Source organism: Streptomyces sp. NPDC096079 (assembly GCF_040303145.1).
In the GTDB taxonomy this organism is placed as follows: domain Bacteria; phylum Actinomycetota; class Actinomycetes; order Streptomycetales; family Streptomycetaceae; genus Streptomyces.
The window spans coordinates 427,189-443,738 of sequence record NZ_JBEOST010000001.1 but is presented as its reverse complement, the minus strand read 5'-3'; the positions used below and the strand labels follow the sequence as shown (position 1 = coordinate 443,738).

The 16,550-nt window shown below is 75.1% G+C and carries 12 protein-coding genes and 1 pseudogene; 9 read left to right on the top strand and 4 right to left on the bottom strand.

Annotation, left to right across the window (positions count from 1 at the left end; all coding sequences use genetic code 11):
- Positions 1-6: 6 nt before the first annotated feature.
- Positions 7-1,350, bottom strand: coding sequence for an SWIM zinc finger family protein (locus ABTY59_RS02080; protein ID WP_352016979.1), 1,344 nt, complete (start codon positions 1,348-1,350; stop codon positions 7-9).
- A gap of 147 nt (positions 1,351-1,497) precedes the next feature.
- On the opposite strand from ABTY59_RS02080, the gene ABTY59_RS02075 reads away from it, so the two are divergent.
- From ABTY59_RS02075 to sucD, 6 genes are all read left to right on the top strand, one after another.
- Positions 1,498-1,911 carry a hypothetical protein gene (locus ABTY59_RS02075; RefSeq protein WP_352016978.1) on the top strand — a complete coding sequence of 138 codons (414 nt, stop codon included), beginning with the start codon at positions 1,498-1,500 and terminating at the stop codon, positions 1,909-1,911.
- Between the two features lie 129 nt (positions 1,912-2,040).
- The gene (locus tag ABTY59_RS02070) at positions 2,041-3,198 is read left to right on the top strand and encodes an ATP-binding protein (RefSeq protein ID WP_352016977.1); all 1,158 of its coding nucleotides are present in this window, start codon (positions 2,041-2,043) and stop codon (positions 3,196-3,198) included.
- The gene (locus ABTY59_RS02065; RefSeq protein WP_352016976.1) at positions 3,195-5,894 is read left to right on the top strand and encodes a DUF5682 family protein; all 2,700 of its coding nucleotides are present in this window, start codon (positions 3,195-3,197) and stop codon (positions 5,892-5,894) included. Before ABTY59_RS02070 ends, ABTY59_RS02065 begins: the two co-directional genes overlap by 4 nt.
- Positions 5,891-7,024: a VWA domain-containing protein gene (locus ABTY59_RS02060; protein ID WP_352016975.1), complete on the top strand. Its 1,134-nt coding sequence runs from the start codon at positions 5,891-5,893 to the stop codon at positions 7,022-7,024. The genes ABTY59_RS02065 and ABTY59_RS02060 overlap by 4 nt, the downstream gene beginning before the upstream one ends.
- 546 nt (positions 7,025-7,570) lie before the next feature.
- On the top strand, positions 7,571-8,749 hold the full coding sequence (sucC, locus tag ABTY59_RS02055) for an ADP-forming succinate--CoA ligase subunit beta (protein WP_033210588.1): 1,179 nt from the start codon (positions 7,571-7,573) through the stop codon (positions 8,747-8,749).
- Between the two features lie 20 nt (positions 8,750-8,769).
- A complete protein-coding gene (gene sucD, locus ABTY59_RS02050; RefSeq protein WP_352016974.1) occupies positions 8,770-9,654 on the top strand; it encodes a succinate--CoA ligase subunit alpha in 885 nt (294 codons plus the stop codon).
- Positions 9,655-9,789: 135 nt separating this feature from the next.
- On the opposite strand, the gene ABTY59_RS37630 is transcribed toward sucD, so the two are convergent.
- Together ABTY59_RS37630 and ABTY59_RS37625 are read right to left on the bottom strand one after the other, a co-directional pair.
- The gene (locus tag ABTY59_RS37630) at positions 9,790-10,260 is read right to left on the bottom strand and encodes a hypothetical protein (RefSeq protein ID WP_502995327.1); all 471 of its coding nucleotides are present in this window, start codon (positions 10,258-10,260) and stop codon (positions 9,790-9,792) included.
- 786 nt (positions 10,261-11,046) lie between these two features.
- Positions 11,047-11,253: pseudogene (locus ABTY59_RS37625) on the bottom strand (helix-turn-helix domain-containing protein); the annotation flags it as partial.
- A 111-nt stretch (positions 11,254-11,364) separates the two neighbouring features.
- Between ABTY59_RS37625 and ABTY59_RS02040 the strand changes: the two are divergent.
- Complete coding sequence (locus ABTY59_RS02040; protein WP_352016972.1) at positions 11,365-13,182, top strand: cell division protein PerM; 1,818 nt, start codon at positions 11,365-11,367, stop codon at positions 13,180-13,182.
- 10 nt (positions 13,183-13,192) lie between these two features.
- Here ABTY59_RS02040 and ABTY59_RS02035 read toward each other — a convergent pair whose 3' ends face one another.
- Positions 13,193-13,948, bottom strand: coding sequence for a hypothetical protein (locus ABTY59_RS02035; protein WP_352016971.1), 756 nt, complete (start codon positions 13,946-13,948; stop codon positions 13,193-13,195).
- 334 nt (positions 13,949-14,282) lie between these two features.
- Between ABTY59_RS02035 and purN the strand changes: the two genes are divergently transcribed.
- A complete protein-coding gene (gene purN / locus ABTY59_RS02030; protein WP_352016970.1) occupies positions 14,283-14,912 on the top strand; it encodes a phosphoribosylglycinamide formyltransferase in 630 nt (209 codons plus the stop codon).
- A complete protein-coding gene (gene purH, locus ABTY59_RS02025) occupies positions 14,887-16,452 on the top strand; it encodes a bifunctional phosphoribosylaminoimidazolecarboxamide formyltransferase/IMP cyclohydrolase (RefSeq protein ID WP_352016969.1) in 1,566 nt (521 codons plus the stop codon). The genes purN and purH overlap by 26 nt, the downstream gene beginning before the upstream one ends.
- The last annotated feature ends 98 nt before the right edge of the window (positions 16,453-16,550 follow it).

Genomic DNA, 16,550 nt, shown 5'->3' with positions numbered 1-16,550 from the left:
CGGGCGTCATATGAGGGGGACCGTTTCCCCCGGGGCCTCCGGTGACCAGGCCGCGAGCGGGGTGAAGCCCCGGTACCCGCACTCCCCGAAGACGGTCACCGGCGCTCCGCCCGACAGCGCGACCAGACGCCAGAGACCCGGCCGGGACTGGGCGGTGGGCGTCAGGGGCACCGCCTCGCGGCCGTCGGCGTCGGCGAGCTGCCAGCCGTACTCCGCGCGCGCCGGCACGACCGCGCTCAGCGTCACGGGCCAGGACTCCAGCCACGGGTCCTCGGACAGCGCCCGCCCGTACGCGTCGAGCGCCGCGCCGACGGGTCCGCCCAGGGGCGGCGCGGCGGGGCCCTCGACGGGGACGAGGTGCTCGCCCGGCTCCGCCCTCATCTGGCCCGCGCCGGTGTGCGGGGTCAGTTCGCCGTCGAGCAGCGCACCCACGGGGAACGCGAGTCCGGGCGCCCGGCCCGCCGCGCCGAAGGAGAGCAGCAGCGCCGTGCGGCCGGTCGTCGTCCCGTGCAGCCAGATCCGGCGGGTCGTCAGCCGGGCGTCGGCCGCGTCGTACTGCGCGAGGACCAGCCACTGGTCCCGCACCGGGGCGCCGTCGGCCGGGGACGTGAGGCCCACCCGGGTCCGTACCGTCGTCGCGAACGGCGCGGGCAGCCGGTCCACCGCCAGCCACGCCCGGTCGAGGAGGTGCGTCAGGGCGCACTCCTCAAGGAGCCGCACGGGCCAGCCCGGCCCCGAGCCCGGTATCGCCCCCAGCTCACGGACCCGCCCGGCGAGCCCCGGCGCCTGGGCGTCGACCATCCGGGCCGCCGTCTCCTCCCACAGCCCGTACCCCGCCTGTCCGGCCGCCGCGAGACCTCCGCGGAGCAGGTCGGCGAGCCGCTGCTCCAGCTCGTGCGCGCCCGAGGTGATCCGGGCCGCCCTCCGCTCGGCCCTGCGGCGCGCCGCCTCGGGGTCGGCCGTCTCCTTCGCGGCGCCCCCCGTCGGCGGACCGGCGGACGCGGTCCGGCCGCGGTGCGCGGTGAGCCACCGGGCCGCCCAGTCGGGCGCGGGGGAGTCCTCGGCCGCCATCCCGTCCGCCGCCCGGAGCAGCAGCAGGCCCAGGGCGTGCTTGCACGGGGACTTCCGGCTGGGGCAACCGCAGGAGTACGCGGGGCCGGTGGTGTCGACGACCGTGCGGTACGGCGCGCTTCCGCCGCCCTTGCACAGGCCCCACAGCGCGCCGTCCCCGCACCCCGTCCCGGACCAGGGCCCGGCGGTGCCGAGCTCGCTCCCCGCTCTGCGCGACGCCTCGTCAGGAGCCAGTGCCAGCACCTGTTCCGCCGTCCGACGCACCCCCATGGCATTCATGTCCTCGACGGTAGAGGGAGCCACTGACAACGCCCCCGGGCCGCCTGCTCCGTGTGGCGGGGCGGCCCCGGAGCGATTTGACTTTACTCTCCCTTTACGATTCTCTGCGGCGACCGACGAACCGCACCACGCCGCCCAGGGGACCCCATGAAGCGCACTGTCCGCACCGCCGTCTCGGCCCTCGCCGTCACCGGCCTCGCCCTCGGGCTCGGGGCCTGCTCCGAGGCCGCCGAGAAGGCCGTCGACCAGGTCGACAAGTCCGTGAACGAGACCTACGAGGTCACGTACGAGGTCAGCGGCAAGGGCGTCGAGTCGATCGACTACCACGCCGGCGGCGGCACCGCGATGGAGCCGAAGGTCGCGTCGGAGAAGAAGCCGGCCACCCCGTGGAAGAAGACGGTGACGCTGAAGGGCATCATGCCGCCGGCCGTCATGCCGATCTCGCTCGACCCCGCCGACCTCACCTGCAAGGTCATCTACCAGGGCAAGGTCATCAAGGAGGCCAAGGCCGAGCAGGCGATGGCCGGCGGCTGCGTCGCCGTCTCCCCTGTCGTGGGCTGACCCGGCCTCCGTCGCGGGCTGACCCTCCCTCACCTTCCCAACCTGCCCTGACCAGCGGTGACATCCGATTGTCAGTGGCATGGTGCACGGTGGATCGCACAGCAGGTCGAACGATCTGGAGGGGGATCCATGCCCGTGCCCGAAACCATCGCGCAGCCCGGTTCCGGTGTCGAGACGGACACCGGACCGGGCCGGCCGCAGCCCGCCGCCGAGGCCCTGCGGCCGCACGCGGAGCACGCCTTCGCCCATGAACTCGCGGCCCTCGCCGCCGCCGACGACCGGCCCCGGCCCGCCCGCTGGCGCCTCTCCCCCTGGGCCGTCGCCACCTATCTCCTCGGCGGCACGCTCCCCGACGGGACCGTCGTCACCCCCAAGTACGTCGGACCGCGCCGCATCGTCGAAGTCGCCGTCACCACACTCGCCACGGACCGCGCCCTGCTCCTGCTCGGCGTCCCCGGCACCGCCAAGACCTGGGTCTCCGAGCACCTCGCCGCCGCCGTCAGCGGCGACTCCACCCTCCTCGTCCAGGGCACCGCCGGCACCCCCGAGGAAGCGATCCGGTACGGCTGGAACTACGCCCGGCTCCTCGCCCACGGCCCCAGCGGCGACGCCCTCGTCCCCAGCCCCGTGATGCGCGCGATGTCCCAGGGCATGACCGCCCGCGTCGAGGAGCTGACCCGCATCCCCGCCGACGTACAGGACACGCTCATCACGATCCTGTCCGAGAAGACCCTGCCCGTCCCCGAACTGGGGGAGGAGGTGCAGGCCGTCCCGGGCTTCAACCTGATCGCCACCGCCAACGACCGCGACCGGGGCGTCAACGAGCTCTCCAGCGCCCTGCGCCGCCGGTTCAACACCGTCGTGCTCCCGCTGCCCGCCACCCCCGAGGCCGAGGTCGACATCGTCAGCCGCCGGGTCGAGCAGCTCGGACGCTCCCTCGACCTGCCCGCCCCTCCCGACGGCGTGGACGAGATCCGCCGGGTCGTCACCGTCTTCCGCGAGCTGCGGGACGGCGTCACCACCGACGGGCGGACGCGGCTCAAGTCCCCGTCGGGGACGCTCTCGACGGCCGAGGCGATCTCCGTCGTCACCGGCGGCCTCGCCCTCGCCGCCCACTTCGGCGACGGCGTCCTGCGCCCCGCCGACATCGCCGCCGGCATCCTCGGCGCGGTCGTCCGCGACCCGGCGGCCGACAGGGTCGTCTGGCAGGAGTACCTGGAGACGGTCGTCCGGGAAAGAGAGGGCTGGAAGGACTTCTACCGCGCGTGCCGCGAGGTGAGCGCATGACGCCCACGACCACGACGCCGACCGAGCCCGCAGCCCCGACCGAGCCCGCGCCCGCGCCCGCGTCCACGACCGCCCCCGCGACCGCGTCCACGCCCGCGACCGCGACCGCGACCGCGTCCACGCCCGCGTCCGCGTCCACGACCGCGACCGCGCCCACGACCGAGCCCGCATCCACGACCGTCCCCGCGCCCGCGACCGCGTCCACGACCGGGACCCCGCCCACGACCACGACCGCGACCACGGCCGAGCCCGCGACCGGGACCCCGCCCACCACCGGGACCCCGTCCACGACCGCGACCGCCCCCACGCCCGCCCGCCGCCCGCCGCGTGTACCCCGGGGACCGGGTGGCTCCCCGGGCGTATCCCAGGCGCGGGACGGGGGAGTCCTGTTGCTCGGAGTGCGGCATCACGGGCCCGGGTCCGCCCGTGGAGTGCGGGCCGCGCTGGACGCGGCGCGGCCCGGCGCCGTGCTCGTCGAAGGGCCCGCCGAGGCCGACGCCCTCGTCGCGCTCGCCGCCGACCCCGACATGCGGCCGCCCGTCGCCCTGCTCGCCCACGCCGTGGACGACCCCGGGCGCGCCGCGTTCTGGCCCATGGCCGCGTTCTCCCCCGAGTGGGTCGCGATCCGCTGGGCCCTCGACCACGGCGCCGCCGTCCGCTTCATCGACCTGCCCGCCGCCCACACCCTCGCCGCCGTCGACCCCACCTGGAGCGACGACGAGGACGACGAGGAGGCCGTCAGCGGCAGCGGTCTGCGGGTCGACCCCGTCGCCGAACTGGCCAGGGCCGCCGGGTACGAGGACGCCGAGCGCTGGTGGGAGGACGTCGTCGAGCTGCGCGGGGACGGCGACCCCACCGCCCCCTTCGACGCGCTCGCCGAAGCCATGGGCGCCCTGCGCGAGACGTACGGACACGGCGGGCACCCCCGCGACCTGGTCCGCGAGGCCCACATGCGGCTCCGGCTGCGCGCCGCCCGCAAGGAGTTCGGGGACTCCGTCGCCGTCGTCTGCGGCGCCTGGCACGTGCCCGCGCTCACCCGGGCGACCACCGTCGCCGCCGACAAGGCCCTCCTGAAGGGCCTGCCCCGCGCGAAGACCGAGCTGACCTGGGTCCCCTGGACCCACCGCCGGCTCGCCCGCCGCTCCGGATACGGCGCCGGAATCGACGCGCCCGGCTGGTACGCGCACCTCTTCGCCGCCCCCGACCGGCCCGTCGAGCGCTGGATGACCGGGGTCGCCGGCCTCCTCAGGGCCGAGGACCACCCCGTCTCCTCCGCCGACGTCATCGAGGCCGTCCGCCTCGCCGAGACCCTCGCCGCCCTGCGCGGCCGCCCCGCCCCCGGGCTCGACGAGACGACCGACGCCGTCCGGGCCGTGTTCTGCGAGGGCTCCGACGTGCCGCTCGGCCTCGTCCGCGACCGCCTCGTCGTCGGCGACGTCCTCGGCGAGGTCCCCGCCGGCGCCCCCGCCGTCCCCCTCCAGCGCGACCTGACCCGCCGCCAGCGCACCCTGCGCCTCAAGCCCGAGGCCCAGGAGCGCGAGCTCGCACTCGACCTCCGCAAGGAGACCGACGCCGAGCGCAGCCGCCTGCTGCACCGCCTGCGCCTGCTCGGCGTCCACTGGGGCGAGCCCGCCGCCGGACGCGTGGCCGGCACCGGCACGTTCCGGGAGACCTGGCGGCTGCGCTGGGAGCCCGAGCTGCACGTCCAGGTCGCCGAGGCGGGCGTCTGGGGCACCACCGTCGAGGCGGCCGCCACCGCGAAGGCCGAGTCCCGCGCCTTCGCCGCGACCGCGCTGACCGACATCACCGCCCTCGCCGAGCAGTGCCTCCTCGCCGGGCTCGCCGACGCCCTGCCCGTCGTCATGCGGGCGCTCGCCGACCGGGCCGCCCTCGACACCGACGTCGCCCACCTCGCCGAGGCCCTGCCCACCCTGGCCCGCTCCCTGCGCTACGGCGACGTCCGGGGGACCGGAACGGCCGCGCTCGGAGAGGTCGCCGCCGGGCTCGCCGAGCGGATCTGCGTCGGCCTGCCGTCCGCCTGCGCGGGACTCGACACGGACGCCGCCGCGCAGATGCGGGACCGGCTGGACGCCGTCCACACCTCGATGGGCCTCCTCGACGACCGCACCGACCCTCCGGAGGGCCCCGCTCCCCCCGGTCCCGCAGAGCACGGCGACCCGCGTCCTCTGCGTGGCCGGTGGGCCGGTGTGCTGCGGCGGATCGCCGGGCGGGACCGGGTGTCCGGGGTGCTTCGGGGGAGGGCCGCACGGCTCCTGCTCGACGAGGGGCGCATCGGGGGCGGAGAAGCCGCGCTGCTCATGAGCCGGGCCCTTTCCCCCGGCACCCCGCCCGCCGACGCCGCCGCCTGGATCGACGGCTTCGTCGGCGGGACCTCCGGCGGCGGGCTGCTCCTCGTCCACGACGAGCACCTCCTCGGCCTGGTCGACGACTGGCTGACGTCGGTGCCGGACGAGGCCTTCACCGACGTCCTGCCCCTGCTGCGCCGCACCTTCTCCGCGTACGAGCCAGGTGTGCGCCGCACTCTCGGGGAGCTGGCCGCCCGGGGACCCCGTTCCGGCGGCCCCGGACCCGCCGATCCCGGCACCCCGGGCTTCGGGGCCGCCTCCGACCCGGCGCGGGCCGATCGCGTGCTGCCCCTGCTCCACCTCATCCTCGGAACGGAGGCGCGCACATGAGGGACGACGAGCGGCTGCGGCGCTGGCGGCTGGTCCTGGGCGGAGGGGACGCCGACGGCACCGGACGGGCCCTCGGCGGCGCCGACGCCGCCATGGACGGAGCCCTCGGCGCGCTGTACGACCGGAAGGGGGAGGACGGGCAGCGTTCCGCCGGGCTCGGCGCCTCCGCGCCCTCCGTCGCCCGCTGGCTCGGCGACATCCGGACCTACTTCCCGAGCACCGTCGTCCAGGTGATGCAGCGCGACGCGATCGAGCGGCTCGGGCTCGCCACGCTCCTGGCGGAGCCGGAGATGCTGGAGGCCGTCGAGCCGGACGTGCACCTCGTCGGCACCCTGCTCTCCCTCGGCCGTGCGATGCCCGAGACGACCCGGGAGACCGCGCGGGCCGTCGTCCGCAGGGTCGTCGACGACCTGGAGCGCCGCCTCGCCGCCCGCACCCGCGCCACCCTCACCGGCGCGCTGGACCGCTCCGCCCGGATCAGCCGCCCCCGCCACCGGGACATCGACTGGGACCGCACGATCCGTGCCAACCTCAAGCACTACCTGCCGGAGCACCGCACGGTCGTCCCCGAGAGGCTCGTCGGCCACGGGCGCGCCTCCCGGGCGGTCAGGAAGGAGGTGGTGCTGTGCGTCGACCAGTCGGGCTCCATGGCCGCCTCCGTCGTCCACGCCGCCGTCTTCGGCGCGGTGCTGGCCTCCCTGCGGACGCTCGCCACCCGCCTGGTCGTCTTCGACACCTCGGTCGTCGACCTCACCGAGCAGCTCGACGATCCGGTCGACGTCCTCTTCGGCACCCGGCTCGGCGGCGGCACCGACATCAACCGCGCCCTCGCCTACTGCCAGTCGAAGATCACGCGCCCCGCCGACACGGTCGTCGTCCTCGTCAGCGACCTGTACGAGGGAGGGATCCGCGACGGGATGCTGAAGCGGGTCGCCGCGATGAAGGCGTCCGGAACGCAGTTCGTGTGCCTGCTCGCGCTGTCCGACGAGGGTGCCCCGTCCTACGACCGGGAGCACGCCGCCGCCCTGGCCGCGCTCGGCGTCCCGGCCTTCGCCTGCACCCCCGACCTGTTCCCGGAGATCATGGCGGCCGCCCTGGAGAAGTGCCCGCTGCCGATACCCGAGACGTGAGCGGGTGCCCCGGGCCTGAGTGCCTGCCCCGGGCCTGAGCGGGTGCCCCGGGCCTGAGTGCCTGCCCCGGGCTGAGCGGAGTGCCCGGGCCTGAGCGGGTGCCCCGGGCCTGAGTGGGGGTGTGGAATCCGTCGCCTCCGGACCACGGACCCGGGTGCGGAATCCGCAGCCCCCGGGCCACCCACTCGGGTGCCCGTGACCCGACTGAGGTCCATATCACACTCGTGGCGGAACGCCCCTCACCTCGGGGTCCGGCGCGTCGTGAGGGGACCAAACCCCGGTCCCCGCCTGCCGCGAGGGGTTCCCGGGGCCACCCCGCCACCCCTACGGACAGCCCCCCGGCCCGTACGGTCTGTGACCCGTATCACCGCTCTGTTGTGATCTGCGATTTAGGGACCCACGGCCCTCGGGGATAACCTGCGAGACGGACATGCCGCGTCCACGGACTCCGTGCACGCCTCCCTTGTGACAGCGCAGTCACGTTGCCCTTCGCGGCACGCCCACGCAGACAACGAACCGCGATCATCAGAAAAGGGACGGACGCGCGTGGACCTGTTCGAGTACCAGGCGAGGGACCTCTTCGCCAAGCACGGTGTACCGGTGCTGGCCGGTGAAGTCATCGACACGCCTGAGGCGGCGCGCGAGGCCACCGAGCGTCTTGGCGGCAAGTCGGTCGTCAAGGCGCAGGTGAAGGTCGGTGGCCGCGGCAAGGCCGGCGGCGTGAAGCTGGCGGCGAACCCGGACGAGGCCGTCGCCCGCGCGACGGACATCCTCGGGATGGACATCAAGGGCCACACGGTCCACAAGGTGATGATCGCCGAGCTGTCCCCGGAGATCGAGGCGGAGTACTACGTCTCGTACCTCCTCGACCGCACCAACCGCACCTTCCTCGCGATGGCGTCGGTGCAGGGCGGCATGGACATCGAGGAGGTCGCGGAGAAGACCCCCGAGGCCCTCGCGAAGGTCCCGGTCAACGCCGTCGACGGCGTCGACATCGAGAAGGCCCGCGAGATCGTCGCCCTGGCGAAGTTCCCGGCCGACGTGGCCGAGGGTGTCGCCGAGGCCCTGGTGACCCTGTGGAAGACCTTCGTCGCCGAGGACGCGCTCCTCGTCGAGGTCAACCCGCTGGTGAAGACCAAGGACGGCCGCATCCTGGCCCTGGACGGCAAGGTGTCTCTCGACGAGAACGCCGACTTCCGTCAGCCCGACCACGAGGCGCTCGAGGACAAGGCCGCAGCCAACCCGCTCGAGGCTGCCGCCAAGGCCAAGAACCTCAACTACGTCAAGCTCGAGGGCGAGGTCGGCATCATCGGTAACGGTGCCGGTCTGGTCATGTCGACCCTGGACGTCGTCGCGTACGCCGGTGAGAACCACGGCGGCGTGAAGCCGGCCAACTTCCTCGACATCGGCGGCGGCGCCTCCGCCGAGGTCATGGCGAACGGCCTGGAGATCATCCTGGGCGACCCGGACGTCAAGTCCGTGTTCGTCAACGTCTTCGGTGGCATCACCGCCTGTGACGAGGTCGCCAACGGCATCGTCCAGGCGCTGGAGCTCCTCGCCTCCAAGGGCGAAGAGGTCACCAAGCCGCTGGTCGTGCGCCTCGACGGCAACAACGCGGAGCTGGGTCGCAAGATCCTGTCGGACGCCAACCACCCGCTGGTGCAGCGCGTGGACACCATGGACGGAGCGGCCGACAAGGCCGCCGAGCTCGCGGCTGCGAAGTAAGGGACGAGGGAACCAGAGCCATGGCTATCTTCCTCAACAAGGACAGCAAGGTCATCGTCCAGGGCATGACCGGTGCCACGGGCATGAAGCACACCAAGCTCATGCTGGGTGACGGCACCAACATCGTCGGTGGCGTGAACCCGCGCAAGGCCGGCACGACCGTCGACTTCGACGGCACCGAGGTCCCGGTCTTCGGCTCCGTCGCCGAGGCGATGAAGGAGACCGGCGCCAACGTCTCGGTCCTCTTCGTCCCGCCGGCGTTCGCGAAGGCCGCCGTGGTCGAGGCGATCGACGCCGAGATCCCGCTGGCCGTCGTCATCACCGAGGGCATCGCGGTCCACGACTCCGCCGCCTTCTGGGCCTACGCCCAGGCGAAGGGCAACAAGACCCGCATCATCGGCCCGAACTGCCCCGGTCTCATCACCCCGGGCCAGTCCAACGCCGGCATCATCCCGGGCGACATCACGAAGCCGGGCCGCATCGGCCTGGTCTCGAAGTCCGGCACGCTGACGTACCAGATGATGTACGAGCTCCGTGACATCGGCTTCTCGTCCGCCGTCGGCATCGGTGGCGACCCGGTCATCGGCACCACGCACATCGACGCCCTCGCGGCGTTCGAGGCCGACCCCGAGACCGACCTGATCGTCATGATCGGCGAGATCGGCGGCGACGCCGAGGAGCGCGCGGCCGACTTCATCAAGGCCAACGTCACCAAGCCGGTCGTCGGCTACGTCGCGGGCTTCACCGCGCCCGAGGGCAAGACCATGGGCCACGCCGGCGCCATCGTCTCCGGCTCCTCCGGCACCGCCCAGGCGAAGAAGGAGGCCCTTGAGGCCGCCGGCGTCAAGGTCGGCAAGACGCCGACCGAGACCGCCAAGCTGGCGCGCGCCATCCTCGCCGGCTGAACGGGCTGAACGGGCTGAACGGGCTGGCACGCACAGCGGCCTGACGGGCAGCGCACGGCAGTAGAGGCAGTACGTGAGTGGGCCCCGCCCCTCCCGGGAGACCGGGTGGGGGCGGGGCCCACTTCGCGTGTCCGGCTACTCGGCCGCCGGGATCAGCCGCTCCGGGCCCGGGTTGGGCTCGGCGCGCAGCTTCTGGCGCAGCTCCAGGTCCTCCGGGCCCAGCTTCTGCGGCCCGCCGCGCACGGGCACCCCGTTGACGGTCTCGCCGGGGGCGTTCACCGGGATGTAGCGGGTGGGCGCGGTCGCCACCGTGAAGCCGGTGACCGCGATGAGGGTGGCCGTCACCCCGAGCACCGCCCGCGTCCAGGTGCGGGCCCGGTGCTCCCCGCCCGACCGGACCGTGCGGGCGGGCGGCAGGGTCGCCGCCGGCGCCTCCCCGACCAGCGCGCTCAGCCGCCGGTGCAGGGCCTCCGGCTCGGCGAGCTCGGGGATCCGCTGCCCGAGGAACGTCCGGGCGTGCAGCAGCCGGTTGGCCGCGGCGGGGGTGCTCGCCTCGGTCTCGGCCGCCGTCTCCGGCAGGTCGAGCCCGAGCCCGTCGTAGAGCAGGACGGTCCTGCGGTACGGCGGCGGCAGTTCGAGGAGCGCGCCGAGCAGCGCCCGCCGGTCCGCCTCGGCCGGCGGGGCGTCGGGGTGCTTGTGCGCGCGGCGCAGCCGGTGCCAGGGGGAGAGGGCGTACTCGTACGCCGCCGCCCGCACCCAGCCCACCGGGTCCGCGTCCACGGCGACCTCGGGCCAGTGGTGCCAGGCGTGGTGGAAGGCCCGCTCGACGGCCTCGTGGGAGAGCCGGCGGCGACCGGTGAGCAGGTACGCCTGGTGGACGAGGCCGGGCGCGGCGTACGCGTACAGCGCGTCGAAGGCCTCCTCGGGGGTGACGGAGAGTCCGACGGGGGGCGTCTCGGCGGCCGGTTCCGCGGGGGTCGCCTCGGCCGCCACCGGTTTCAGGCGCTCGGGCGGCTTCGAGGAGCCTTTGCGGGCGGGTCCCGGCGCGATGGCCGGCACGGGGGAGGGCGCCCGCGGCGGCTTGGCGGCCCGCTTGGCGGCGGCCTTGGGCCGGACGCTGGCGGACCCGGACCCGGACCCGGACGACTGCGACGCGGCCGGAGCCTGCGGCTGCGACCGGGCGGGCTGCGAGGGGGCCTGCGGCTCCGGCCGGGTGGGCTGCCACGGCGCCGGGTCCTGCCGCGCGGCGGACTCCTGAGGGCCGGACTCCGGCGGTGCGGACTCCGGCGGTGCGGACTCCGGCCCGGCGGTCTGGGGATGCCGTGGCGCCTGGGCCTGTGCCCGCTCCTCCGGCCGGGGCGGCGCGGCCGGGAGCGGGCCCTCCGGCTCCTGGGCGCCGAGCAGCCTCGCGTACGCCTCGCGCTTGCGGCCGCGGGGCGCCGAGCGCCCCGTCTCCCATGCCCTGACGGTCGCCTTCGTGACGCCCATGGCCTCGGCGACCTGCTCCTCGCTGAGGGCGAGGGCCTCACGCAACCTGCGCCGCTCCTTCGGGGACGGCAGGGTGGCGGAGGGGGCGGAATCCGCTGTGCTCCGGCTCATCGGCGTCGACCTCCCGCAGAGCTGCTCTGGGCGGAAAAGTACATAAACGTATCTTGAGCGACACAACGGAGGTTTGCCTGTTACGCGGCAAAAGCGCGTGTCGTTGGGAGCATGGCCCGCGTGACCCACGCGACCGAGCACCCCCTGGTCCAGGGCGGCCGTTCCGCCGCACTCGCCACCGCCTGCGTCCGGGGCGGAGTCGCCGCCGGACTCGGCCTCGGCGCCCTCGCGGTCCTCGTGATCGCGGCCTGGATCAGCTCCCCGTACCCCGACGGCGGCCCCGTCGGCGCCCTGCACATCGCGGCCGGCATCTGGCTCCTCGCCCACGGCGTGGACCTGGTCCGCACGGACACCCTGTCCGGCCTGCCCGCCCCCGTCGGGATCGTTCCGCTGCTCCTCGTCGCCCTGCCCGTCTGGCTGGTCCACCGGGCCGCCCGCGACACCCTCGACCCGGCCGACGGCGGGCTCCGGCCACGCCCCTCCCCGGGCGGCGCGGTCGCCGCCGTGGCCGGGGGCTACCTCCTGGTCGCGGCCGTCGTCGTGGTCTACAGCGAGAGCGGGCCGCTGCCCGCCGACCTGCTCACGGCCGGACTCTGGCTGCCCGCCGTCGTCGCCGGGGCGGCGGGCACGGGCGTCTGGACGGCGCTCGGCCGCCCGCTGCCCGGCCGGCGGCAGGCCGCCGTCGCCCTGCGTGCGGCCGGGCTCGGGAGCCTGACGCTGCTGGGCGGCGGCGCGGTGGCGGCGGCGTCGTCGCTGGCCTGGCACGCGGGCCGGGCCCAGGCCTCGTACGAAGCACTCGCGGGGGAGTGGTCCGGTCGGGTGACGGTCCTGCTGCTCGTCCTCGCGCTGCTGCCGAACCTGGCCGTGTGGGGAGCCGCGTACGGTCTCGGGCCCGGCTTCGCCCTCGGCACGGGCGCGCTCGCGACCCCGCTGGGGCTCGTCGGCGACCCGGCCGTGCCGCCCTTCCCGCTCCTGGCCGCGCTGCCCGCCGAGGGGCGCGGCACCTGGGGCCACTGGGCGACCGTGGCGGTCCCGCTGGTCGCCGCCGTGGTGCAGGGACGGCGCGTGGGCCGCGCGGCGCGGACCTGGGCGACCCGGGACGCCGCCCTGACGGCGCTGGGCGCGGCCTGGGGGTGCGGGGCGGCCGTGGCGGTCCTGGCGGGCGCGGCGGGCGGTCCGATCGGCACCGGCCGGCTCTCGGCGTTCGGCCCGGTGTGGTGGCAGGCGGGGGCGGCCGCGGTGCTGTGGGGAGCGTGCGCGGGGGTTCCGGTGGCCCTGGGGGTACGGGCCTGGGGCCGCCGGATCCCGCGCTCCGAGAGGCCCGCGCGCGTGCCGGCGCCCGCGCGCGTGCCCGTACCGGGCCGGGTGTCGGCGGCGGTCGGGGCCGTCGTGGCGGCGCTCGGGCTGTCCGCCGGCGCCTCTCCGGGCGCCGCGGGGGGCGACGCGGAGGCCGCCGCCCCCGGGACGCCGACGATCCCGGAGCCCGGCACCGACAGGAACGCCGACCCGGCCGTGCCCCCGGGAGCCGACGCGGGCCTCACGGGGCCGGACACGGGCTCCGACAGGGGACAGGGCGCCGGTACGACACAGGGCGGCGCGGGCGCAGGGCGAGGAGCCGGTACGGGACCGGGCGCGGGCGCAGGGCCAGGCGCGGGTGCGGGACGGGGCGCGGGCGCAGGGCCAGGCCCCGGTACCGGACGGGGCGCGGGCGCAGCACAGGCCCCCGGTGCGGGACCGGGCGCCGGCACGGGGTCGGTCCTCGGTGCCGGCGCAGCCGCCGGGGGCTCCGCCGGTCTCCCCGCCGAGGTACGGCCCGACCCCCTCGCCGGTCCGCTCGGCGACCCCTTCGACGATCCCGGCTACGAGCCGTACGACTACCTTCCGGCGGCCTGGGAGTCCTCCCCGCCCCCGCCCCCGCCGGCCGGCTGACGCGGGGCGGCTACTCCCGTACCCCGAAGCCCGCGCGCAGCGGCTTCGGCAGCAGGTCGTTGCAGGCCAGCTCGCCCGCGTGGGTCAGGGCGTCGTCGCGGCACTCGTAGAAGTCGCGGTAGACGATCTGCAGGGTGAAGCCCACCCCGACGATCATCAGGGCCACGCTCGACGCGACGAGCCCGCTGATCGCCGCCGTCCGCATCGAGCGGAGCGGAGCGAGCGCGGCGGACGCGCCCTGCCCCGACGGCCGGTCGGCCGCGGGGGCCGTCGGAGCGGACGGCGACGAGGACGGGGACTGTGACGTCGGCGACGGCTCCCCGGCCGCCTTCGGCTTGGCGCGCAGCGAGCTGATCGCCCAGTACAGGCCGAGGGCGCCGAGCAGCAGCGCCAGCTCCGGGATCTCGAAGATCGCGAAGAAGAAGGCCCACATGCCCGCGAGGATCGCGTACCGCGCCCGTCGCTGCGCGGGGTCCGTCGGGTCCCAGCGGATCCCCGGACCGCCGCCGGGCCCGCCCTGGCCGGGCCCGCCTTCCGGCCCGCCCTGGCCGCCGCCCCGGCGCTCGGGACCCCGGCCGAAGCCGTCCTGCGAGGGGCCCGGCTGGCGCGGGCTCCAGCGGCCGTCGGACGGCCCCGACGAGTCCGGGGTGCCGGACGGGTCGTCGTCCGAGCCCTCCGGTCGCCGCGGCTGCCACGGCTGGTCCGGCCGGCCCTCGGGCGGCGGGGCGAACGGGTTGTTGTCGTCCGTGGACTGGCGTTCCGGCATCTGCTGAACGTCTTCCCTCTGTCGTCTCGACCACGGCCGCACCCGTGGTCTCCGCTGCTGTCTCGTGGTGCTCGTCTGCTGCTCGTCCGCTGCTGGTTCCGCTGCTGTTCCGCCGAGCCCTCCGCCGCCCGGTACCGGCCCCGGCCCCTGCCCGGGCCCGGTGCGCGTCCGGCCTCGGACCCTGACGCTACCGCCCTGCTCCGCCCCCGTCCCGTGGGGGCCGTCCCGTGTGCCGGTATCGTTGCTGACGGTCGAGCCATTCGTAGGGTTCCCCGTATCGAGGGGCACGATTCGTTCGTACGACCGCACAAACACCACGGAAAGAGTGACCCCAGTGGCTGCCGCCCGCCTCGTCGTCCTGGTCTCCGGGTCCGGTACCAATCTGCAGGCCCTCCTCGACGCCATCGCCGCCGACCCCGAGGGGTACGGCGCGGAGATCGTCGCCGTCGGCGCCGACCGCGACGCCATCGTCGGCCTGGAGCGCGCCGAGCGCGCCGGACTGCCGACCTTCGTGTGCAAGGTGAAGGACCACGCGACCCGCGAGGAGTGGGACCGCGCGCTGACCGAGGCCACCGCGGCGTACGAGCCGGACCTGGTCGTCTCGGCCGGATTCATGAAGATCGTCGGCAAGGAGTTCCTCGCCCGCTTCGGCGGCCGGGTCGTCAACACCCACCCGGCGCTCCTCCCCAGTTTTCCCGGTGCCCACGGGGTGCGTGACGCCCTCGCCTACGGCGCGAAGGTCACCGGGTGCACCGTCCACTTCGTCGACGACGGTGTCGACACCGGCCCGATCATCGCCCAGGGCGTGGTCGAGGTGCGGGACGAGGACGATGAAGCCGCTCTGCACGAGCGCATCAAGGAAGTCGAGCGCTCGCTGCTCGTCGACGTCGTGGGGCGTCTCGCCCGGCACGGCTACCGCATTGAGGGACGAAAGGTTCATGTCGGTGAACACGGACACCGTTAAGCCCATCCGCCGCGCGCTGGTCAGCGTCTACGACAAGACGGGGCTCGAGGAGCTGGCCCGCGGTCTGCACGAGGCCGGTGTCGAGCTCGTCTCCACCGGTTCCACCGCCGGGAAGATCGCCGCCGCCGGGGTCCCGGTCACCAAGGTCGAGGAGCTGACCGGCTTCCCCGAGTGCCTCGACGGGCGCGTCAAGACGCTCCACCCGCGCGTGCACGCCGGCATCCTCGCCGACCTGCGCCTGGAGTCGCACCGCGAGCAGCTCGCCGAGCTGGGCGTGGAGCCCTTCGACCTGGTCGTCGTGAACCTGTACCCGTTCCGCGAGACGGTCGCCTCCGGCGCCACTCCGGACGAGTGCGTGGAGCAGATCGACATCGGCGGCCCGTCGATGGTCCGCGCCGCCGCCAAGAACCACCCGTCGGTCGCGATCGTCACCAGCCCGGAGCGGTACGCCGACGTGCTCGCCGCGGTCAAGGCCGGCGGCTTCGACCTGACCGCCCGCAAGCGGCTCGCCGCCGAGGCCTTCCAGCACACCGCCGCGTACGACGTGGCCGTGGCCTCCTGGTTCGCCGACGACTACGCGGCGGCCGACGACAGCGGCTTCCCGGACTTCCTGGGCGCCACGTACGCGCGTGAGAACGTCCTGCGCTACGGCGAGAACCCGCACCAGGGCGCCGCGCTCTACGTCGACGGCACGGGCGGTCTCGCCGAGGCCGAGCAGCTGCACGGCAAGGAGATGTCCTTCAACAACTACACGGACACCGACGCCGCGCGCCGGGCCGCGTACGACCACGCCGAGCCGTGCGTCGCGATCATCAAGCACGCCAACCCGTGCGGCATCGCGGTCGGCGCCGACGTCGCCGAGGCCCACCGCAAGGCGCACGCCTGCGACCCGCTGTCCGCGTTCGGCGGCGTCATCGCCGTCAACCGCCCGGTCTCCGTCGCGATGGCCGAGCAGGTCGCGGAGATCTTCACCGAGGTCATCGTCGCCCCCGGCTACGAGGACGGCGCGGTCGAGATCCTCGCCAAGAAGAAGAACATCCGCGTCCTGAAGGCCGACGGCGCCCCCGCCAACCCGGTCGAGGTCAAGCCGATCGACGGCGGCGCCCTCCTCCAGGTCACCGACCGCCTCCAGGCCGAGGGCGACGACCCGGCGCACTGGACCCTCGCGACCGGCGAGGCGCTCTCCGCCGAGGAGCTCGCCGAGCTCGCCTTCGCCTGGAAGGCCTGCCGCGCGGTCAAGTCCAACGCGATCCTGCTCGCCAAGGACGGCGCCTCGGTCGGCGTCGGCATGGGCCAGGTCAACCGCGTCGACTCCGCGAAGCTCGCGGTCGAGCGGGCGGGCGAGGAGCGGGCGAGCGGCTCCTACGCCGCCTCCGACGCCTTCTTCCCCTTCCCCGACGGCCTGGAGATCCTCACCGCGGCCGGCGTGAAGGCGGTCGTCCAGCCGGGCGGCTCGATGCGTGACGAGCTGGTCGTCGAGGCGGCGAGGAAGGCGGGCGTGACGATGTACTTCACGGGCACGCGCCACTTCTTCCACTGACCGGCCCGCGCGTCAGCGCGGAAGCGAGCGGGGCGGCCCGCCGGTACCCACGCGGTACCGGCGGGCCGCCCCGCTCGGCCGTGGTGCCGGTGGTCGGC

Bases quoted from the DNA above. Each gene is read 5' to 3' on its own strand.
- ABTY59_RS02070 (WP_352016977.1), top strand. From the start codon at position 2,041: ATGCCCGTGCCCGAAACCATCGCGCAGCCCGGTTCCGGTGTCGAGACG.
- ABTY59_RS02060 (WP_352016975.1), top strand. From the start codon at position 5,891: ATGAGGGACGACGAGCGGCTGCGGCGCTGGCGGCTGGTCCTGGGCGGA.
- purH (WP_352016969.1), top strand. From the start codon at position 14,887: ATGTCGGTGAACACGGACACCGTTAAGCCCATCCGCCGCGCGCTGGTC.
- ABTY59_RS02065 (WP_352016976.1), top strand. From the start codon at position 3,195: ATGACGCCCACGACCACGACGCCGACCGAGCCCGCAGCCCCGACCGAG.
- ABTY59_RS02040 (WP_352016972.1), top strand. From the start codon at position 11,365: ATGGCCCGCGTGACCCACGCGACCGAGCACCCCCTGGTCCAGGGCGGC.
- ABTY59_RS02080 (WP_352016979.1), bottom strand. From the start codon at position 1,350: ATGAATGCCATGGGGGTGCGTCGGACGGCGGAACAGGTGCTGGCACTG.
- ABTY59_RS02075 (WP_352016978.1), top strand. From the start codon at position 1,498: ATGAAGCGCACTGTCCGCACCGCCGTCTCGGCCCTCGCCGTCACCGGC.
- sucD (WP_352016974.1), top strand. From the start codon at position 8,770: ATGGCTATCTTCCTCAACAAGGACAGCAAGGTCATCGTCCAGGGCATG.
- ABTY59_RS02035 (WP_352016971.1), bottom strand. From the start codon at position 13,948: ATGCCGGAACGCCAGTCCACGGACGACAACAACCCGTTCGCCCCGCCG.